Genomic DNA, 19,903 nt, shown 5'->3' with positions numbered 1-19,903 from the left:
ACTCTCTGGTTGTGAAGGCTTGGGCTCGACGCGGGGCGTAGCCCGCTCAGGCGTGGCCCACGGCGGGGTCCGGGATGCTGACGACGGTGTCGACGTAGATGCCCGGCGTCACCACGACCTCCGGGTCCAGGGCTCCGCGTTCGACGACGTCCGAGACCTGCACGATCGAGGTGCGCGCGGCGGCAGCCATGATCGGGCCGAAGTTCCGCGCCGTCTTCCGGTAGACCAAGTTCCCCGCCTTGTCGGCGGTCAGGGCCTTGGTGAGTGAGAAGTCCGCGGTGATGGGGAACTCGAGGATCTGCATCTTGCCGTCGAGTTCGCGGGTCTCCTTGCCCTCTGCCAGCGGAGTTCCGTAGCCCGTGGGCGTGTAGAACGCGCCGATGCCCGCACCGGCGGCGCGGATGCGTTCGGCGAGGTTGCCCTGCGGAACCACCTCCAGTTCGATCTCACCCGCGTGGTACTTGGCGTCGAAGTGATAGGAGTCCGACTGGCGGGGGAAGGAACAGATGATCTTGCGTACCCGTCCCAGCTGGATCAGTTTGGCCAGTCCCACGTCCCCGTTGCCGGCGTTGTTGTTCACGACCGTCAAATCGGTGGCGCCCTGTTCGATGAGGGCATCGATCAGTTCCACGGGCTGCCCGGCCACTCCGAAACCACCGATCATCACGGTGGAACCGTCGGTGATCGGCTCGACTGCCTGGGCTGCGGAATCAACGATGGTCAGCATGCTCTTCCCGTTCCTCTCTGGTCCTCATGTCATGCGGCCCGGGCCTCCGCGCCCGTGGCGCGTGCAGGACCGACGGCCGCCCCTTCGTGCGGCCCGCGGCCGGGTGGTTCACTCGGTGGCTTCCTCGTTCTCGAGCACGACGGCGAGGCCCTGGCCCACACCGATGCACAGCGAAGCCACTCCCCACCTGCGGTTCTCGGCCTTGAGTCGGCGCGCCAGGGTCCCCAGGACACGGGTTCCCGATGCCCCGAGCGGGTGACCGATGGCGATCGCACCGCCCCAGGCGTTGACGATGTCCTGGTCGACACCCCATTGCCGCAGGCACGCCAGGGACTGGGCGGCAAATGCCTCGTTCAGTTCGACGGCGCCGACCCGGTCCCAGGTGATGCCTGCCCTGCGCAGGGCGGTGTTGGCCGCCTCGACGGGGGCTTCGCCGAAGAACTGCGGCTCGTTCGCGGCGGCCCCTCGCCCGGCGATGCGAGCCAGGGGTGCGGCGCCGAGCAGGTCGGCTCCGGCCTCGGACCCGAGCCACGCGGCGGACGCGCCGTCGTTCATGGGTGACGCATTGCCGGCGGTGACGGTGCCGTTCGCCGCACGGAACACCGTCCGCAGACCGGCGAGCGACTCCACCGTGGAGTCGGCGCGGACCGTCTCGTCCCGGGGCACGTCCGTGCCCCGCTTGGTGTTCGCAGCCACGGGGACCACCAGGTCGTCGTAGCGGCCTTCGTCCCAGGCCTTCGCCGCAAGCTGGTGGGACCGGGCCGAGAACTCGTCCTGTTCCTCACGGGTGATCCCGTGCTTCTCCCGCAGCTGCTCGGTGGCCTCCCCCAGGGACACGGTCCACTCCCCCGGCATCTCCGGGTTGACCAGACGCCACCCGAGTGTGGAGTTGGCCAGCTGAAGATCCTGCATGGGGAAGGGGCGTTCGGTTTTCGGGAGGACCCAGGGAGCTCGGGACATGGACTCCACACCACCGACGAGCATCAGGTCCGCCTCGTCCACCTCGATCTGCCGGGAGGCGATCATGGCCGCGTCCAGGGAGGAGCCGCAGAGGCGGTTCACGGTGGTCCCGGGGATCGACGTGGGCAGCCCTGCCAGCAGGGTGGCCATGCGGGCGACGTTGCGGTTCTCTTCGCCGGCACCGTTGGCGTTGCCAAAGACCACCTCGTCGATCCGGGAGGTCTCCAGCGCGGGGGCACGTTCGACCATGGTTCGAATGACCAAGGCGGCCAGGTCGTCGGGGCGGTGGCTCGCCAACGCACCACCGATCTTGGCGAACGGTGTGCGGACGGCGTCGTAGACGTAGGACGTGGTCATCGTGTGGACTCCTCGGTCTGGGAACGGGTGGCCGGTGCATCGGCCTGGGACCCGTCGGCGTCAAGGGCGTCGAAGACGTCGCGGGCGTGGGAGAAGGCGTTGTTGGCCGCGGGTACGGACAGGTAGATGGCCGATTGCAGCAGGATCTCCTTGATCTGATCCCGGGTCAGGCCGTTGCGCAGGGCTGCGCGGACGTGCATCTCGAACTCGCCCCAGTGACCACCGGCGATCAGCGCCGTGAGGGTGATCGCGCTGCGCATGGGTCGGTCAAGACCGGGTCGGGTCCAGATCTCGCCCCAGGCGTAGCGGGAGATGAAGTCCTGCCAGTCGGAGGTGAACTCGTTCTTGGCTGCTTCCGCCCGATCCACGTGCGCATCGGAGAGGACTTCTCTGCGCACCTGCATGCCGTCGGCGTGGGCCTGTGCTTCCGTCCGGTCGGGCTGCGGGCTCATGAGTCGCCCCGTTCCGCCGTTGCGACTCCCGAGGCGTCGAGCAGGGCAGCGATCTCCTCTGCCACGGCATCGGGGGCCTCTGCGGGCGGGAGGTGAGCGACGCCGTCGTACTGGACCAGTCGTGCACCGGGGATGGCCGCCGCCAGTTCAGCGAGCTGCTCCGGTGCGGCCGCTGCGTCTTCGGCACCGGCGATCACCGTCACGGGGACGGAGACCTGGCCGAGTTGTCCGCGAACGTCGAACTGCGCGAGCGCTCCGCAGACCTGTGCGTACCCGTGCCGGTCGGCATCCTGCAGGTCGTGCAGCAGGGTCGTGGAGATCCCGGTTCCGGCCTGGGCGTCCTTGGCGATGAAGCCTTCGGCGAACCAGCGCTGGGCGCTGCCGATCACCATGGTGGGGGTCCCCGCCTGAGCGACGAGCTCTGCGCGTTCCCACCACCCTTCGGGGGTTCCCATGCGCTGCGCGGTGGCAACCAGCGCCGCGGCTGTCACGCGGTTGGGCGCATCAAGGAGCAGCCGCTGTCCGACGCACCCGCCGACCGAGCAGCCGGCGTAGACGAAGGAGCGTTCTGTTTCCGGCCTCCCCTCCGCGTCGAACACCACATCCAGGGCCGTCAGAACGCCTTCTGCCAGTTCCTTCATGGTGAAATCCCCCGCAGCCGCAGGTTGACCTCCGTGTCCGGGCAGGTCCCAGCCCAGCACGCGGGCCCGACCGCGGAGTTCATCCGCCACGGCTCCCCACAGGTGGGCCACCGAGGTTCCCAGGGACGGCCCCATGAGGACGATCGGCAGCGAGGATCCCTGGCCCTCGGTCGTGTCGGAGAGGGCAACGATCCGAATCTCCGGAACGGTCATCGGTACTCCTGTTCGCTAGTTCGTCTGATGGCTTGACGCACTCTGGATGCCGGCGCGCCGGAAGCGTTGAATCGCGGCATCCACGAGCTGCGTACTCAGCCCGGTGTAGGTGGTGGGGTCGCACAGTTCCCGGAGCAGGTCGGGCGTGACCGCACGGCCGTCGTCCAGGACGGTGTCTGCGGTCAGCTCCTGGAGCAGGGCAACCGTGCGATCGGCGTCTCCGGCCCCGTCACCGATGGCTCGCTGCACGGCGGCCTTGCCGTCCGCTCCGGAGGTCGCGGTGATGACCGGCCCCAGAACTGCGGCAATGCGCTCGGCGACCACACCGGGCCCGGCCTGGCGAAGATTGGCGAGCATCGCCTCCGGCAACACCTGCAGCCCCTCCAGCAGTTCCCGGGACTGGGTCACCGCCGTCGCTGAAAGTCGCAGCAGGGTGCGGAAGACCGGCCATTCAGCGTGCCAGGCGCCGTCCGGACGTTCGTCGACGACGCCCGCAGCGGCCAGGTGGAGCTGGGCCATCTGCTGGGGAGCGCTCAGAGCGCTGCGCTTGATCAGCACGGACAGGACGGGGTTCTGCTTCTGCGGCATGGCAGAGGACACCCCTCGCCCGGGGGCAGTGGGCTCCCGGAGCTCCGCGACCTCCGGTCGGGACAGCACGAGGACGTCGTTGGCGATCGCACCCAGAGCCGCGGTGGTCTCCGCCAGCGCATCGGCGTGCCGAAGCACGACACCGCGGTTCGTGTGCCAGACGTGCGCGGCCGGTGCGAGCCCGAGTTCGCTGGCCCAAGCGGCGTTGAGGTCTGCAACGGCGGCCGCGAGGTCTTCGTCCGCGGACTGGTTCTGTTCATTCCGGTCGGCCTGAGTCGGAGCGAGCAGAGCCGCGGTGCCCGCCAGGGTTCCGGCCGCACCCCCGACGGATACCATCGGCGTCACGGAGAGCAGGGCCTCACGCGCGTCGAGGAGACCTTGGAGCCACCGCGCGCACCGCAGCCCGAAGGTCGAAGGCAGCGCGTGTTGGGTCAGGGTCCTGGCCACGGCGGGCGTGGCCCTGTGTTCTTCGGCCAGATGGGCGAGTGTGACACAGACACCGTCCAGGTCGTCCCGTATCCGATCGAGCACTCGCCGGGTCATCAGCATCAGGGCGGTGTCCATGACGTCCTGGCTGGTCAATCCGCGATGGATGGCTTTCAGCGCGGAGGGGTCGATCGTCTTGACGGCCGCCCGAAGGTCACCCAGCATCGGGATCACGGGATTGCCGCCACCCTCCGAACGAGCGGCGATGTCGGCTGGATCGAAAGAGGCCGAGAACACCTCGGGATCGGCGACGGCGCTCACCGCGTCCGCCCGTTCCGGAGAGACCAGCCCGGCGGCCGCCTGGGCCCGGACCCACGCGATCTCGACCTCGACCAGACAACGCAAGAAGGCGTCGTCGTCGGTCAGAGAAGCGATGTGGTGGGTACCGGGCTCCAGGAGGCCGTAATCGGGCATGATCAGCTGTCCGCCCGATGGTTGGGGTAGCTCAGGAACACGGTCTCTCCGTCACCCTGCAAACGGATATCGAAGCGCAGCGAGCCGTCCGCCTCACGTGCGGCGATCAGCGTCGATCGCCGGTCCTCGGGGAGGGCCGACAGGACCGGGTCGTTGGCCAGTGCCTGGGTGTCCTCCGGGAGGTAGATCCTGGTGAACAGGCGGTTGAGCAGCCCGCGGGCGAACACCGTCATGGCGATAAACGGCGCCTTGCCGGGCTCGGAGGCACCGGGGTTGACGGTCGTGAAGTCGTAATGCCCCACGTTGTCCACCGCCACACGGCCGAAGCCCGTGAAGGTGTACCCGTCTCGGATCAGGGACCCGGGTTCCTGCGACACGTTGCCTTCGGCATCGGCCTGCCAGATCTCCAACATGGAGTCCGGGACGGGGTCACCGTGGCCGTCGTACACCGTGCCGTGCAGACGCACCGCGTTCGGGTGGGTGCGGTCCACGAGGTTCTCGCCGCCCGCGTAGGGAAGCGCGAAGCCGTAGAACGGGCCGATGGTTTGTCCCGGGGTGGGGACCAGTTGCTCAGACATCGGAGTCCTCCTCGGTGGGCGTGCGGTGTGCACCGGTCAGCACGATGTCCCAGGTGTAGCCCAGGGACCATTCGTGTTCGGACGTGTCGTGGTCGTAGGTGGCCACCAGGCGTTCGCGTGCCTTCGGGTCCACGATCGCCTGGTAGATGGGGTCCAGGTCGAACAGCGGATCGCCCGGGAAGTACATCTGGGTGATCATCCGCTGGGTGAAGTCCGTACCGAACAACGAGAAGTGGATGTGCGCCGGACGCCACGCGTTGTGGTGGTTCTTCCAGGGGTAGGGCCCGGGCTTGATGGTGGTGAACGAGTAGGACCCGTCGTCACCGGTCAGGCACCGACCCACGCCGGTGAAATTGGGGTCGATCGGCGCCGGATGCTGATCACGCTTGTGGATGTAGCGCCCGGCAGCGTTGGCCTGCCAGATCTCCACGAGTTGATTGCGCACGGGGCGACCGTTGCCGTCCAGGACCCGGCCCTTCACGGTCATGCGTTCACCGATCGGCTCACCGCCGCCCTGAATGGTCAGATCGGCTTCCAAGGCGTGGACGTCACGCTGCCCGAAGGCGGGAGCCCACAGTTCGATGGTCTCCGGATCCGCGTGGTGCAGATCCTTGGTGGGGTGACGCAGGATCGAGCTCCGATAGGGCGCGTAGTCGATCCGGGGCTGTGTCTCCACGACCCCCGACTCGGCGTACTGGCGTGAAATCTCGCGCATGTCCGCGGAGATCTCGGCCTGGGAGTTCGCAGCGGCATCCGAGGACACGACGGGTTCGGCCATGATCATCTCCTTCGATAATTTCCAGGCAGTGCTTCACGCAAGATTGCCTGCCAGGGCGGACCATTTCTCCTGAAAACCCGCCCCTGCTGCCCTGCTGGGCACCGGGGACGGCTGCCACACCTCGCCATCGGCCCTGATCGACTCTTCGAGGATAGCGCAGATCAAGCGCAATGCGAACATCTGTCCGCATTGCGCACACTTTTAGTCCTGCCAGCCCGTGTAGGACTCGGCGAAGTAGGCCCGGCCGTTCTCCGAGCCCGTGATCGCAGTCAGCTCCCCGCGACGACGCTTCTGCGCGAACGGGTTCTCCCCCTCCGTGGTGTGCATCATGTTCGTCGCCCAGTAAGAGAAGTTCTGCGCCTTCCAGACCCGCTCCAGGGCCTTGGCGGAGTACTCGATCAGCTGGGAGTCGTCACCGTCGTTGAACAGCCCGATCAGTGCGGGCGCCAGGACCCGGACATCGCAGAAGGCCAGGTTCAAGCCCTTTGCCCCCGTGGGAGGAACGGTGTGGCCGGCGTCGCCCACCAAGACCAGGCTGTGGTACCGCAGCGGCTCGCACACGTAGGACCGGAACTTGAGCACCGTCTTGTCGAAGATCTTGCCTTCCTTGAGCCGGAAGCCGTCCTCCCCCTGCATGCACTCCTGGAGGCGAGCCCAGATCTGCTCCTCGGTCCAGTCCTCCGGATTGGTGTCCGGGTCGCACTGAAAGTACATGCGCTGCACGGTGTCCGAACGCTGGGAGATCAAGGCGAAGCCTGCGGGGGAATTGGTGTAGATCAGCTCCGGCCAGCTCGGCGGAGCCTCACACAGGATGCCGAACCAGGCGAACGGGTATTCGATGAAGTTGTCGGTGCGGACCCCGTCGGGAATCAGCCCGCGACAGATCGAACGCGAGCCATCGGCGCCGACGACGATCCCCGCCTCGATCTCGCGCTCCTGTCCCTCGGCGTCCCGGAAGGTGATCCGCGGAGAGTCCGAGTCGACGTCGTGCACCGCAGTGTCCGAGACGGACCAGAAGACCTGGCCCCCGTCGCGCTCCCGCGCCTGTGCCAGGTCCCAGAACACCTCGTTCTGTGGATAGAGCCACACCGACTGCCCGACGGCGTCCTGGAAATCGACGTGGTGGTTCTGGCCGTCGAATCGCAGCGTGGTGCCGCGATGCTCATGCCCTTCGGTGAGGACGCGCCCGTCCACACCCGAATCCGCCAGCATCTGAACCGTGGCGGCTTCCAGGATCCCCGCGCGATGCGTGTTGCGAATGGTCTCCGGATCCCGGACCTCGACGACAACCGAATCCACTCCGGCCCGAGACAGCAGGTGCGAGAGCATGAGGCCGGCGGGACCTCCCCCGACGATGCCGACCTGGGTGCGAATGACCCGAGATTCGGGCTGAGACTCAGACATGAATGTGTCCTCCTGGCGAACGAATGTGCGCCCAGTGTGCCACCCCTGATGTGGCCGCAACCACACCTGTCCCATTCAACGGAATCCGTGACCGTCAGCCCGCAACTCGCTCCCGCGCAGTCTCCTCCCGCAGCGTCCGCTCGATGCCGTGTGACGCCGCGCGGAGCACCTGAACCGTGGCACCGGGATCGACCGGTCCCGCGGTCCGGTCCAGGACCGCACCCAAGGCTGCGACAACGCTTCCTTGCGCCCCCTTGACGGGGACCGCGATGGCGGTTCGGTCGTGTTCGATGTTGCCGGTTTGTACGACGTGACCCGCGGAGCGAGCGGTCTGCAGAACGGCCTCCAGGTTCTCCACGCTCCCCTGCGGTGGATGGGTTCCTGAGGCGGCCAACTCAGCGAGGTAGGAAGCGCGCTCCGCCTCGTCCATCCAGGCCAGCAGCACCAGGCCCACCGCGGAGACGTGCAGCGGGAGCCGTTCGGCCACGGCAGAGCTGATCTCGCGGGCACCGCGCTCGGAGAGCCGCTGGAGGAACAGGACTTCACCGCCCTCCACCCGGCCCAGGTGGATGTGATGCCCCAGCGCGGCCTGAACGTCCTGCATGAAGGGGGTTGCCACCGATGCGAGCGAGGACTCCGGGGCGGAGCGGGTGGAGAGTTCCCACAGGCGTGTGCCCACCACGAACGCGTCGCCCTCGCGGTCCAGCCATCCGCACCGAGCAAGTTCCGCGCACAACCTGTGGGCCGTGCTGGGCGGGAGGTCCGCGCGCTTGGCCACCTGCGCCGCCGTGAGTCTCCGAGTTCTGCTGGTGAAGGCACCCAGGACCCTGTCGACGCGTTGGATCACGGTTTCACCCGACGGGGAGTTGGCCATGACGGGAATTCTGCCGGATCCGGCGGCCTCTGCGCATGAGGAAGGGCCCCTCTCCCGTTGCTGGGAGAGGGGCCCTTCCTCATGGGGGACTTCGGATCAGTTCGCGCCGAAGTCGTAGTCCTCGAGCGGGATCGCCTGGAACTCACTGCCCAAGGAGCTCGAGTCGTCGGCGTAGGAGAAGTCCGAGTAGGCACCGGAATCGGTGAACAGCGCAGCCTTCGCCTCCTCCGTCGGCTCGACGCTGACGTTGTTGTAGCGGGCCAGGCCCGTACCGGCCGGGATCAACTTACCGATGATCACGTTCTCCTTGAGGCCCACCAGCGGATCCGACTTGGCCTCCATTGCGGCCTGGGTCAGAACGCGCGTGGTCTCCTGGAAGGACGCAGCCGACAGCCACGAATCCGTGGCCAAGGAGGCCTTGGTGATGCCCATCAGCTCGGGACGGCCCGACGCCGGACGCTGCTGCTCGCTCACGGCCTTCAAGTTGGCCTCGCGGTAGCGCACGTCGTCCACGAGCTCACCCGGGAGCAGATCGGTGTCACCCGATTCGATCACAGTGTTACGGCGCAGCATCTGCCGGACGATGACCTCCACGTGCTTGTCGTGGATGCCCACACCCTGCGAGCGGTACACGCCCTGGACCTCGTCCACCAGGTGCTTCTGGGCGGCACGACGACCACGGATGCGCAGGACCTCCTTGGGATCCACGGCACCGGCCACCAGCTGCTGTCCGACCTCGACGTGATCGCCGTCGGCGACCAGCATCTTGGCGCGGCGCAGCACCGGGTAGGCGAACTCCTCGTCGCCGTTGTCCGGGGTCACCACGATGCGCACACCCTTGTCGGTGTCCTCGATCGCCACGCGACCGGCGGCCTCGGAGATCGGGGCCACCCCCTTGGGGGTACGGGCCTCGAAGAGCTCCTGGATACGGGGCAGACCCTGGGTGATGTCACCGTCGGAGGACGCAACACCACCGGTGTGGAACGTACGCATGGTCAGCTGGGTACCCGGCTCACCGATCGACTGCGCGGCGATGATGCCTACGGCCTCGCCGATGTCCACCAGCTTGTTGGTGGCCAGCGAACGTCCGTAGCACGCTGCACACACACCGACGGCGGACTCACAGGTCAGCACGGAACGCACCCGGACCTCATCCACACCCGCGTTGTACAGGGTGGCGATCAGGGCGTCCGAGAGGTCAGCACCGGCCTGGGCCAGCACCTCACCGTTGGCGTCGGCCACGTCCACGGCCAGCACGCGACCGTGCACCGTGTTCTCGACCTCTTCGTGCAGGGCGCGGGCACCGGTCTCCGTCGTCGCCAACGGGAGGGTCAGGCCGCGGTCGGTACCGCAGTCCGCCTCACGCACGATGACGTCCTGGGAGACGTCCACCAGACGTCGGGTCAGGTAGCCCGAGTTGGCGGTACGCAGCGCGGTGTCGGCCAGGCCCTTACGGGCACCGTGGGTCGCGATGAAGTACTCCAGAACCGACAGGCCCTCACGGTAGGAGGACTTGATCGGACGGGGCATGATCTCCCCCTTCGGGTTGGCCACCAGGCCACGGATACCGGCGATCTGACGAACCTGCATCCAGTTACCGCGGGCACCCGAGGACACCATGCGGTTAATGGTGTTGAGTTCGCCCAGGTTCTCGCGCATGGCCTCGGCAACCTCGTCGGTGGCCTTGGTCCAGATGTCGATCAGCTCGGAGCGGCGCTCGTCGTCGTCGATCAGACCCGTGTCGTACTGGCCCTGAATCTTGGCGGCCTGCGCCTCGTAACCCTCCATGATGCCGGGCTTGGCCGGCGGGGTCGCGATGTCCGAGATCGCCACCGTGATGCCGGACCAGGCCGCCCAGTAGAAACCGGCGTCCTTGAGGTTGTCCAGCGTCTGGGCGACCACACCCATGGGGTAAGTCTCGGCCAGGTCGTTGACCAGCTTGGACAGGAACTTCTTGTCCGCAACGCCTTCGACCCACTGGTACTCGGCGGGCAGCTGCTGGTTGAAGATCACGCGGCCCAGGGTGGTTTCGAGCGTGACGGGGTCGCCCTGCTCGTAACCCTCCGGCGCCACCCAACCCGGGTACGGCACGAAGTCCTGCACCGTGATCTTGGCCTTGGCGTTGAGGTGCAGCTTGTGGGCGTCGAAGGCCATGATGGCCTCAGCGACCGACGAGTAGCTGGTCCCCGTGCCGACCTCGTCCGCGCGCTCGGTGGTCAGGTGGTACAGGCCGATGATCATGTCCTGCGAGGGCAGGGCGATCGGCTTGCCGTCCGAGGGCTTCAGGATGTTGTTCGAGGACAGCATCAGGATGCGGGCCTCGGCCTGGGCCTCCGGGGACAACGGCAGGTGCACGGCCATCTGGTCACCGTCGAAGTCGGCATTGAACGCCGAGCACACGAGCGGGTGCAGCTGGATGGCCTTGCCCTCCACGAGCTGCGGCTCGAAGGCCTGGATGCCCAGACGGTGCAGGGTGGGTGCGCGGTTGAGCAGCACGGGGTGCTCCGTGATGACCTCTTCCAGCACGTCCCAGACCTGCGGGCGGTAACGCTCGACCATCCGCTTGGCGGACTTGATGTTCTGCGCGTGGTTGAGATCCACCAGGCGCTTCATCACGAACGGCTTGAACAGCTCCAGGGCCATCTGCTTCGGCAGACCGGCCTGGTGCAGCTTGAGCTGCGGGCCCACCACGATGACCGAACGGCCCGAGTAGTCCACGCGCTTGCCCAGCAGGTTTTGACGGAAACGACCCTGCTTGCCCTTGAGCATGTCGGACAGCGACTTGAGCGCACGGTTGCCCGGCCCGGTGACCGGACGGCCGCGACGGCCGTTGTCGAACAGGGAGTCCACTGCCTCCTGCAACATCCGCTTCTCGTTGTTGACGATGATCTCGGGGGCACCCAGATCCAACAGTCGCTTGAGGCGGTTGTTGCGGTTGATCACACGACGGTAGAGGTCGTTGAGGTCGGAGGTCGCGAAACGGCCACCGTCGAGCTGCACCATGGGCCGCAGTTCCGGCGGGATGACCGGGACGGCGTCCAGGACCATGCCCAGCGGGGAGTTGTCCGTGGTCAGGAAAGCGTTGACGACCTTGAGGCGCTTGACGGCGCGGGACTTGCGCTGCCCCTTGCCGGTGGCGATGACCTCCTTGAGAGCCTCGGCCTCGGCGGCCAGGTCGAAGGTCTCCAGGCGCTTCTTGATCGCCTCGGCGCCCATCGAGCCCTCGAAGTACATGCCGTAACGGTCCACCATCTGGCGGTACAGGGCCTCGTCGCCCTCGAGGTCGTTGACCTTGAGGTTCTTGAAGCGGTCCCACACACGCTCGAGCGCTTCGACCTCGCGGTCGGCGCGCTTGCGCACGTTGGCCATCTGACGGTCGGCGGCATCGCGCAGCTTGCGCTTCTCCGCGGCCTTGCCACCCTCGGCCTCGACCGTGGCCAGGTCCTGCTCCAGGTCACCGGCGATCGCGACGACGTCGGAGTCGCGCTGGTCCTCGAGGGCCTTCTTTTCACGGTCGATCGCGGCCTGCAGGTTCGGCAGGTCGTCGTGGCGAGCTTCCTCGTCCACCTTGGTGATCATGTACGCGGCGAAGTAGATGACCTTCTCGAGGTCCTTGGGCGCCAGGTCCAGCAGGTAGCCCAAGCGGGAGGGGACGCCCTTGAAGTACCAGATGTGGGTCACGGGCGCGGCCAGCTCGATGTGGCCCATGCGCTCGCGACGCACCTTGGCGCGAGTCACCTCGACGCCGCAGCGCTCACAGATGATGCCCTTGTACCGCACGCGCTTGTACTTGCCGCAGTAGCATTCCCAGTCGCGGGTCGGGCCGAAGATCTTCTCGCAGAACAGGCCGTCCTTCTCCGGCTTGAGCGTGCGGTAGTTGATCGTCTCGGGCTTCTTGACCTCGCCGAAGGACCAGCTGCGGATCTGATCGGCCGTGGCCAGGCCGATGCGCATGAGGTTGAGCGAAGAATCGTTGGACATAAGGATCCTTGATCTCTTTCTTTGAATTCTTCTTGAAAACTTGGGTGGATGAAGTTCGTGCCGTCCCGGGCCGTCGTCGTCAGGTGCCGTTCACGACGGCTGCCGTGACGACGACGGCGCGGGTGCGGCTCAGACCTCTTCGACCGAGCTGGGCTCGGAGTGGGACAGGTCGATGCCGAGCTCTTCGGCCGCGCGGAAGACTTCGTCATCCGCATCGCGCATCTCGATGGTCTGTCCGTCGGCCGAGAGAACCTCGACGTTCAGGCACAGGGACTTCATCTCCTTGATCAGGACCTTGAAGGACTCGGGGACACCCGGCTCCGGGATGTTCTCGCCCTTCACGATGGCCTCGTAGACCTTCACACGACCGTGAACGTCGTCCGACTTGACCGTCAGGATCTCCTGCAGCGTGTACGCGGCGCCGTAAGCCTCGAGGGCCCAGACCTCCATCTCACCGAAACGCTGACCGCCGAACTGCGCCTTACCGCCCAGCGGCTGCTGGGTGATCATCGAGTACGGGCCGGTGGAGCGCGCGTGGATCTTGTCGTCCACCAGGTGGTGCAGCTTCAGGATGTACTGGTAGCCGACCGAGATCGGGTCCGGGAACGGTTCGCCGGAGCGGCCGTCGAACAGCTGGGCCTTGCCCGTGTGGTTGATCAGACGATCACCGTCACGGGTGGTGTTCGAGTGGTCCAGGAGGTCGAAGATCTCGTCCTCGCGGGCGCCGTCGAACACCGGGGTGGCCACGTTGACCTGTCCCGTGGACTTCGGGAAGTCGGTCAGGCGATCCAGCCACTCGGGGTTGCCCTCGATCTCCCAGCCCTGCTTGGCCAGCCAGCCGGTGTGGACCTCGAGCACCTGGCCCAGGTTCATACGGCCGGGCACGCCCAGCGGGTTGAGGATGACGTCCACCGGGGTTCCGTCGGCCAGGAACGGCATGTCCTCGACGGGCAGGATCTTGGAGATCACGCCCTTGTTGCCGTGACGGCCGGCCAGCTTGTCACCGTCGGTGATCTTGCGCTTCTGCGCGACGTACACGCGGACCACCTGGTTGACGCCGGCCGGGAGGTCGTCGCCGTCGTCGTCGCGGTCGAAGACCCGCACGCCGATCACGGTTCCGGACTCGCCGTGGGGCACCTTCAGGGAGGTGTCGCGGACCTCGCGGGACTTCTCGCCGAAGATGGCGCGCAGCAGGCGCTCCTCCGGGGTCAGTTCCGTCTCACCCTTCGGGGTGACCTTGCCGACCAGGATGTCGCCGGCCTGGACCTCGGCACCGATGTGGATGATGCCTCGCTCGTCCAGGGCCGAGAGCACTTCCTCGGAGACGTTCGGGATATCTCGGGTGATCTCCTCGGCACCGAGCTTGGTGTCGCGGGCGTCGATCTCGTGCTCCTCGATGTGGATCGAGGTGAGGACGTCGTCGGAGACCATGCGCTGGGAGAGGATGATCGCATCCTCGTAGTTCAGGCCTTCCCAGGACATGTAGGCGACCAGCAGGTTCTTGCCCAGAGCCAGTTCGCCGTGGTCGGTCGAGGGGCCGTCGGCGATGACCGTACGGTTCTCCACCCGGTCGCCCTCGGAGACGATGACGCGCTGGTTGTAGGTGTTGCCCGGGTTGGACCGGACGAACTTGCCCACCACATAGTCCTTGGTGGTGCCGTCGTCGTTGGCCACGGTCACGTGGTCGGCGGCGACCTCGGTCACCACGCCCGGCTTGACGGCCAGCACGGAGTCGCCGGCATCCATCGCGGCGAAGCGCTCCATGCCGGTGCCGACCAGCGGGGCCTCGGTGACCAGCAGCGGCACGGCCTGACGCTGCATGTTGGCACCCATGAGGGCTCGGTTGGCGTCGTCGTGCTCCAGGTACGGGATCAGGGCGGTCGCCACCGACACCATCTGGCGCGGGGAGACGTCCATGAACTCGACGTCGGAGGGCTCGACCAGCACGGCCTCACCGGATCCGTCGGAGGCACGGGCCAGCACGGCGTCCTCGGCGAAGCGCAGGTCGTCGGTCAACGGTGCGTTGGCCTGGGCGATCACAGCACCGCGCTCGTCGTCGGCGGTCAGGTAGACGACGTCGTCGGTCACCACGCCGTTGACGACGCGACGGTACGGGGTCTCGATGAACCCGAACGGGTTGATCCGCGCGTAGGTGGCCAACGAGCCGATCAGACCGATGTTCGAACCTTCAGGGGTCTCGATCGGGCACATACGGCCGTAGTGCGACGGGTGGACGTCACGGACCTCCATGCCGGCGCGGTCACGGGAGAGACCGCCGGGGCCCAGCGCGGAGAGACGACGCTTGTGCGTCAAACCGGCCAGCGGGTTGTTCTGGTCCATGAACTGCGAGAGCTGCGAGGTCCCGAAGAACTCCTTGATCGCGGCCACCACGGGGCGGATGTTGATCAGGGTCTGCGGGGTGATCGCCTCGACGTCCTGCGTGGTCATGCGCTCACGCACGACGCGCTCCATGCGGGACAGGCCCGTGCGGATCTGGTTCTCGATCAGCTCACCGACGGCGCGAATGCGGCGGTTGCCGAAGTGGTCGATGTCGTCGACGTCGATGCGGATCTCACGCGCTTCGCCGTCGCGTACACCCTGGATGGAGTCGCCCCCGGCGTGCAGGGTCACGAGGTAGCGGATCATCGCCACGATGTCCTCGATGGACAGCACGGAGGCATCCGGATCGTCGAAGCCCTTGTCGATGCCGAGCTTGCGGTTGATCTTGTAGCGACCGACCTTGGCGAGGTCGTAGCGCTTCGGGTTGAAGTACATGTTGTCCAGCAGCTGCTGGGCAGCGTCCACCGTGGGCGGTTCTCCCGGGCGCAGCTTGCGGTAGATGTCCAGCAGAGCGTCCTCGCGGGTCTCCGTGGTGTCCTTCTCCAGGGTGGCGCGGATGGAGTCGAATTCGCCGAACTCCTCCAGGATCTTGGACTCGGTCCAGCCCAGCGCCTTGAGCAGCACGGTCACGGACTGCTTGCGCTTGCGGTCCAGACGCACGCCGACCTGGTCACGCTTGTCGATCTCGAGTTCGAACCAGGCGCCGCGGGACGGGATGATCTTCGCGGAGAAGATGTCCTTGTCCGAGGTCCGGTCCTGGCCCTTCTCGAAGTAGGCACCAGGGGAACGCACCAGCTGGGACACGACGACACGCTCGGTGCCGTTGATCACGAACGTGCCCTTGTCGGTCATGAGCGGGAAGTCGCCCATGAACACGGTCTGCTGCTTGATCTCACCCGTGGTGTTGTTCATGAACTCGGCCTTGACGTACAAGGGTGCCGAGTAGGTGGCGTCACGGTCCTTGCACTCTTCGACCGTGTACTTGGGGTCGTAGAACTCCGGTTCGGTGAAGGACAGGGACATGGTGCCCTGGAAGTCCTCGATCGGGGAGATCTCTTCGAAGATGTCGGACAGGCCCGAGGTGGTGGGCACGCCGGACTGGCCGGCTTCCTGCGCCTGGCGGAGGCGCTCATGCCACTTCTCGTTGCCGATCAGACGGTCGAAGCTGTCGGTCTGCAGCGCCAGGAGGTTCGGGACCTCAAGGGGCTCGTGAATCTTTGCGAAAGAGACACGACGGGGAGTGTTGTTCCCTGTCGTGTTTGCGGTGACGGACGAATCGGTGCTCGAGGCGACCAAGATGAGATTCCTTCCACAGATCTGCAAGTGAATCGCGCGGTTCCCGTCCGATGTGTCGAAGGCTACAGTCTGGTCCAGGTTGCCGATGACCGGCTAGCTGACGAGGGGAAGTGCAGGAGCTGTAGCGTTTCGAGGGGCGCCCACCGCTATATGAAGGCACGCTGAAATCAGGGACGACGCAAAGATCCAGGATAGGGCAAGGAACGCGGCGTGTCCAGCCCCTGCTCGTCTGACCTCAACTTTCTGGTATGGCCCGGTGGAACGCGAACGAACCCCGCGCATGAGATGCACGGGGTTCGTTCGAAACGAGTTGCGGCTCAAGCCGCGGAACTCACTTGAGGGTGACGGTGGCGCCTGCGCCCTCGAGCTGCTCCTTGGCCTTCTCGGCGTCCTCCTTGGAGGCACCTTCCAGAACCGGCTTGGGAGCGCCGTCGACGAGCTCCTTGGCCTCCTTCAGTCCGAGGGAGGTCAGGGCGCGCACCTCCTTGATGACGCCGATCTTCTTGTCGCCGGCAGCCTCGAGGATGACGTCGAACTCGGTCTGCTCCTCAGCAGCGGCGGCGTCGCCACCGGCAGCCGGGGCACCGGCAACGGCAACGGCGGCCGGAGCGGCAGCGGTGACGTCGAAGGTCTCCTCGAAGGCCTTGACGAACTCGGAGAGCTCGATCAGGGAGAGCTCCTTGAACGCGTCGATCAGTTCCTCAGTGGAAAGCTTGGCCATGGTGTTGGCTCCTTCTTGGTTTGGCTCTGTGTTCACTGCCCCGTGCGGGGCGCATGAATGGTTCAGATCTGGGGTCTTGCGGTTTGTGGTGACGTACGAACGTCAGGCGGCCTCGCCGGTCTCCTCGACCTTGGCGCGCAGCGCCTCGGCCGTACGGACCGTCTTGGACAGCGGGGCCTGGAACAGCGCGGCAGCCTTGGACAGCGATGCCTGAGCAGCACCGGCGACCTTGGCCAGCAGAACCTCGCGGGACTCGAGGTCCGCGAGCTTCTTGATTCCGTCTTCGTCAAGCGCGGCGCCATCCATGTAGCCGCCCTTGAGGATCAGTTCCGGGTTTTCCTTGGCGAAGTCACGCAGGGACTTGGCGACGGCGACCGGGTCACCGGCGACGAACGCGATGGCCGAGGGGCCGCTGAGCTTGCCCTCGAATGCGTCGATACCGGCTTCCTGGGCGGCGATGCCGGCCAGCGTGTTCTTCACCACGGCGTACTCGGCTTCTTCACCGAGTGCGCGGCGCAGCTGCTTGAGCTGAGCCACCGAGAGACCGCGGTATTCGGTCAGCACAGCAGCAGTGGAAGCAGAGAACTGCTCCTTGAGCTCTGCTACCGCGGCGGCCTTTTCCGGGTTCGCCATGGCACTCCTTTCCTGGTGGGCCGGTCGCATCCGTTCGGACCCATGAAAAAACGCCCCGGCAGGAGCCAGGGCGTGGAGATCTAGCTGCTCGTTTCCGAGCCAGCTCGAACGATCACGTTCAAGGTCACCTGCGTTGGACGCCCCCACGGGCTCTTACGGCGGTTCCTCACGCTCAGCTCCTTTGAGCTGCAGACATGACTCACCACGACCGACGGTCTTTGGATGCCCTCACTCTAACGTTCGTGGACGCGCGGCACAACTTGACGCCGGTCACGCCCCCTACCGCACGGCCGCGGACTATTCCAGGCCCACCTTGCGGGACCACACCGCGGAACTGCCCAGGGGTTGGGCACCCAGCCGGCGGTTGACCCAGTTCATCCGGGTGTTCCCGCTGTGGGTCCACACGTAGATGCTTCGCGCGCCGGGGAACTCCCGTGCAAGCGCCTCCAGATTTGCCAGCTTGAGGCGCAGCCCGAGCCGCTTGCCGCGGTGCTCTCTCAGCACCACGGTCTCGTCCTGGAAGCAGATGTGCGTCTCACCGCTGGGGACCACCAGTTCCGTCATGCCCACGAGCTCCCCCGTGGCGATGTGTTCGACGACGGCCATGCAGGAGGCGTAACCGTTCTCCGCCCGCAGTTCCTCGGTCCGGCGCACCCGCGCGGCGTCCCACGGCTCCGGGTCCCACAGCGGCGGCGGCACGAAGGAGTCCGACGGGATCCGTTCGTGCAGTCGCGCCAGCGATTCGAGCCACTGTTCCGGTGCCGCACCCGTCCACGTGTGGGTGCGGTAGTCCTCCGCGCCCCGGTGGGCGAGCACCTCGGCGGTCAACCTCTCTTGGTCCGCCGGGTCCAACGGCACCCTGATCCGGCTCACGTCGCTGACGGTCTCCAGGTCGTAGCCGAACCGCTTGGCGAACCGCGTCTGACGGTTGGAGACAGGCAACCGCCCAGAACCGTCCGCGGCCGTGATCCACGCATCCGGGTCGATGATCGGCAAGGTGCCGGTGGGCGAGCCGATCCGCCCGTCCCCCTGGAGGTCTTCCGGGCCCGGGTGTTCCGAGTGGATCACCAGGTGGCGTCGCGCCTCGGACTGGGCCACGGACTCGGCGGCGGCCAACAACTCGGTACCCACCCCACCGGTTTCGTGATCCGGGTCCACGGTCAGGAAGATCTGGGCGCTACGGGTGTTCACGATCAGTGACAGCCGGATCTCCGCCCGCCCCACCAGCCGACCGTGCTCCCTGGCCTCGAGCAACACCACACGCTCCCAGGGGTCGTGCAGGTCTTGGAAGATCCCTTCCGCGTCATTGGCCAGGTCACTGGTCCCCCACACGGATTCGCGGGAACGGCGGACCAGGTCGGCGATCTCCCCGAGGACGCGTGCGGCGTCGTCGTCGAAGGTCTCGGGGATGCGCACCTGTTGGATGGTGACGGACTCGGAGGGGAACACGGTGTTCCTTCACGGTGGACTGGGACAGCTCGGTGTGGGGCACGCATAGGGGTTGCCCGCGCCCCCAGCCTAGTGAGCCACCGGGCAGGTGACGACCGTTGCGCCATCACAAGAGGTCAGCGACCGGTGCACGCCCAGTGGCGCAGGAAGCTGACCACGGTCCGGAGACGGGTCAGGGCCCGATCGCGGTGCGATCGGGCCCTGACCCTGACCACCGGTCGGACCGGTGCTCATGTGTTCTTCACGTCTCAGTCGGTGACGACCTCGGTGGCGTTCGGATCAACCGGGACGCCGGGGCCGAAGGTCGAAGCCACGGTCATCTTGGTGACGTAGCGGCCCTTGGAGGAGGACGGCTTCAGACGAAGCACCTCTTCCAGAGCGGCACCGAAGTTCTCGGCCAGCGCCTTCTGCTCGAAGGAGGACTTGCCGATGATGAAGTGGAGGTTCGAGTGCTTGTCGACGCGGAAGTCGATCTTGCCGCCCTTGATGTCGTTGACGGCCTTGGCCACGTCCATGGTCACGGTGCCGGTCTTGGGGTTCGGCATGAGGTTACGGGGACCCAGGACCTTGCCCAGTCGGCCGACCTTGCCCATCATGTCGGGGGTCGCCACGGCGGCATCGAAGTCGGTCCAGCCGCCGGCCACCTTGGCGATGAGGTCGTCGGAGCCGACGAAGTCCGCACCCGCGGCTTCGGCCGCTGCGGCCTTGTCACCCTGGGCGAAGACCACGACGCGCGCGGTCTTGCCGGTGCCGTTGGGCAGGTTCACGGTGCCGCGAACCATCTGGTCTGCCTTGCGGGGATCCACGCCCAGACGCATGGCGACCTCGACGGTCGCGTCGGCCTTGGACGAGTTGATCTCCTTCACCAGGGCAACGGCCTCGGCGGGGCTGTAGAACTTGCCCTCTTCGATCTTGGCTGCTGCTGCCTTGTACGCCTTGCTGCGCTTAGCCATCTGCTTTTTCTCCTTGTGCAGTCGTGGTCGTTACGGACCGCGCTCGGCCCTGCCACGT

Annotated in this window: 15 protein-coding genes; all 15 read right to left on the bottom strand. The window is 66.5% G+C overall.

Annotated elements, in window-relative coordinates:
• Window positions 1-46 precede the first annotated feature (46 nt).
• Window positions 47-727: a 3-oxoacid CoA-transferase subunit A gene (locus tag GWK18_RS03925; RefSeq protein WP_123824895.1), complete on the bottom strand. Its 681-nt coding sequence runs from the start codon at window positions 725-727 to the stop codon at window positions 47-49.
• Window positions 728-835: 108 nt separating this feature from the next.
• Window positions 836-2,044 carry a thiolase family protein gene (locus GWK18_RS03920; RefSeq protein ID WP_123824894.1) on the bottom strand — a complete coding sequence of 403 codons (1,209 nt, stop codon included), beginning with the start codon at window positions 2,042-2,044 and terminating at the stop codon, window positions 836-838.
• Window positions 2,041-2,496 (bottom strand): carboxymuconolactone decarboxylase family protein, encoded by a 456-nt coding sequence (locus GWK18_RS03915; RefSeq protein WP_166833334.1) that lies wholly within the window; start codon window positions 2,494-2,496, stop codon window positions 2,041-2,043. The genes GWK18_RS03920 and GWK18_RS03915 overlap by 4 nt, the downstream gene beginning before the upstream one ends.
• The gene (locus tag GWK18_RS03910) at window positions 2,493-3,350 is read right to left on the bottom strand and encodes an alpha/beta fold hydrolase (RefSeq protein WP_166833332.1); all 858 of its coding nucleotides are present in this window, start codon (window positions 3,348-3,350) and stop codon (window positions 2,493-2,495) included. The genes GWK18_RS03915 and GWK18_RS03910 overlap by 4 nt, the downstream gene beginning before the upstream one ends.
• A gap of 15 nt (window positions 3,351-3,365) precedes the next feature.
• Complete coding sequence (locus GWK18_RS03905; protein ID WP_166833330.1) at window positions 3,366-4,838, bottom strand: lyase family protein; 1,473 nt, start codon at window positions 4,836-4,838, stop codon at window positions 3,366-3,368.
• A gap of 2 nt (window positions 4,839-4,840) precedes the next feature.
• The gene (gene pcaG / locus GWK18_RS03900) at window positions 4,841-5,416 is read right to left on the bottom strand and encodes a protocatechuate 3,4-dioxygenase subunit alpha (protein WP_123824892.1); all 576 of its coding nucleotides are present in this window, start codon (window positions 5,414-5,416) and stop codon (window positions 4,841-4,843) included.
• Complete coding sequence (pcaH, locus tag GWK18_RS03895) at window positions 5,409-6,194, bottom strand: protocatechuate 3,4-dioxygenase subunit beta (RefSeq protein WP_123824891.1); 786 nt, start codon at window positions 6,192-6,194, stop codon at window positions 5,409-5,411. The genes pcaG and pcaH overlap by 8 nt, the downstream gene beginning before the upstream one ends.
• Before the next feature lie 201 nt (window positions 6,195-6,395).
• Window positions 6,396-7,598, bottom strand: a complete 1,203-nt coding sequence (locus tag GWK18_RS03890; protein ID WP_123824890.1) for a 4-hydroxybenzoate 3-monooxygenase — start codon at window positions 7,596-7,598, stop codon at window positions 6,396-6,398.
• Between the two features lie 94 nt (window positions 7,599-7,692).
• Window positions 7,693-8,472, bottom strand: a complete 780-nt coding sequence (locus tag GWK18_RS03885) for an IclR family transcriptional regulator (protein WP_123824889.1) — start codon at window positions 8,470-8,472, stop codon at window positions 7,693-7,695.
• Between the two features lie 96 nt (window positions 8,473-8,568).
• Window positions 8,569-12,453, bottom strand: a complete 3,885-nt coding sequence (locus GWK18_RS03880) for a DNA-directed RNA polymerase subunit beta' (protein WP_123824888.1) — start codon at window positions 12,451-12,453, stop codon at window positions 8,569-8,571.
• A 129-nt stretch (window positions 12,454-12,582) separates the two neighbouring features.
• The gene (gene rpoB, locus GWK18_RS03875; protein ID WP_166833328.1) at window positions 12,583-16,089 is read right to left on the bottom strand and encodes a DNA-directed RNA polymerase subunit beta; all 3,507 of its coding nucleotides are present in this window, start codon (window positions 16,087-16,089) and stop codon (window positions 12,583-12,585) included.
• A 331-nt stretch (window positions 16,090-16,420) separates the two neighbouring features.
• Window positions 16,421-16,810 (bottom strand): 50S ribosomal protein L7/L12, encoded by a 390-nt coding sequence (gene rplL, locus GWK18_RS03870; protein WP_123824886.1) that lies wholly within the window; start codon window positions 16,808-16,810, stop codon window positions 16,421-16,423.
• A gap of 102 nt (window positions 16,811-16,912) precedes the next feature.
• The gene (rplJ, locus tag GWK18_RS03865) at window positions 16,913-17,443 is read right to left on the bottom strand and encodes a 50S ribosomal protein L10 (RefSeq protein ID WP_123824885.1); all 531 of its coding nucleotides are present in this window, start codon (window positions 17,441-17,443) and stop codon (window positions 16,913-16,915) included.
• Between the two features lie 297 nt (window positions 17,444-17,740).
• Complete coding sequence (locus tag GWK18_RS03860; protein WP_123824884.1) at window positions 17,741-18,892, bottom strand: GNAT family N-acetyltransferase; 1,152 nt, start codon at window positions 18,890-18,892, stop codon at window positions 17,741-17,743.
• A gap of 248 nt (window positions 18,893-19,140) precedes the next feature.
• Window positions 19,141-19,845: a 50S ribosomal protein L1 gene (gene rplA, locus GWK18_RS03855; RefSeq protein WP_123824883.1), complete on the bottom strand. Its 705-nt coding sequence runs from the start codon at window positions 19,843-19,845 to the stop codon at window positions 19,141-19,143.
• Window positions 19,846-19,903 lie beyond the last annotated feature (58 nt).

The organism is Kocuria sp. JC486 (assembly GCF_011602805.1).
Classification (GTDB): domain Bacteria; phylum Actinomycetota; class Actinomycetes; order Actinomycetales; family Micrococcaceae; genus Kocuria; species Kocuria soli.
This window is presented reverse-complemented; position numbering and strand designations above follow the sequence as displayed.

What these genes read in the sequence shown, in the direction of transcription:
- rplA (WP_123824883.1), bottom strand. Translation starts at nt 19,845, where the DNA reads ATGGCTAAGCGCAGCAAGGCGTACAAGGCAGCAGCAGCCAAGATCGAA.
- GWK18_RS03880 (WP_123824888.1), bottom strand. Translation starts at nt 12,453, where the DNA reads ATGTCCAACGATTCTTCGCTCAACCTCATGCGCATCGGCCTGGCCACG.
- pcaH (WP_123824891.1), bottom strand. Translation starts at nt 6,194, where the DNA reads ATGGCCGAACCCGTCGTGTCCTCGGATGCCGCTGCGAACTCCCAGGCC.
- GWK18_RS03885 (WP_123824889.1), bottom strand. Translation starts at nt 8,472, where the DNA reads ATGGCCAACTCCCCGTCGGGTGAAACCGTGATCCAACGCGTCGACAGG.
- pcaG (WP_123824892.1), bottom strand. Translation starts at nt 5,416, where the DNA reads ATGTCTGAGCAACTGGTCCCCACCCCGGGACAAACCATCGGCCCGTTC.
- rplJ (WP_123824885.1), bottom strand. Translation starts at nt 17,443, where the DNA reads ATGGCGAACCCGGAAAAGGCCGCCGCGGTAGCAGAGCTCAAGGAGCAG.
- GWK18_RS03905 (WP_166833330.1), bottom strand. Translation starts at nt 4,838, where the DNA reads ATGCCCGATTACGGCCTCCTGGAGCCCGGTACCCACCACATCGCTTCT.
- GWK18_RS03925 (WP_123824895.1), bottom strand. Translation starts at nt 727, where the DNA reads ATGCTGACCATCGTTGATTCCGCAGCCCAGGCAGTCGAGCCGATCACC.
- rplL (WP_123824886.1), bottom strand. Translation starts at nt 16,810, where the DNA reads ATGGCCAAGCTTTCCACTGAGGAACTGATCGACGCGTTCAAGGAGCTC.
- GWK18_RS03920 (WP_123824894.1), bottom strand. Translation starts at nt 2,044, where the DNA reads ATGACCACGTCCTACGTCTACGACGCCGTCCGCACACCGTTCGCCAAG.
- GWK18_RS03915 (WP_166833334.1), bottom strand. Translation starts at nt 2,496, where the DNA reads ATGAGCCCGCAGCCCGACCGGACGGAAGCACAGGCCCACGCCGACGGC.
- GWK18_RS03890 (WP_123824890.1), bottom strand. Translation starts at nt 7,598, where the DNA reads ATGTCTGAGTCTCAGCCCGAATCTCGGGTCATTCGCACCCAGGTCGGC.
- GWK18_RS03910 (WP_166833332.1), bottom strand. Translation starts at nt 3,350, where the DNA reads ATGACCGTTCCGGAGATTCGGATCGTTGCCCTCTCCGACACGACCGAG.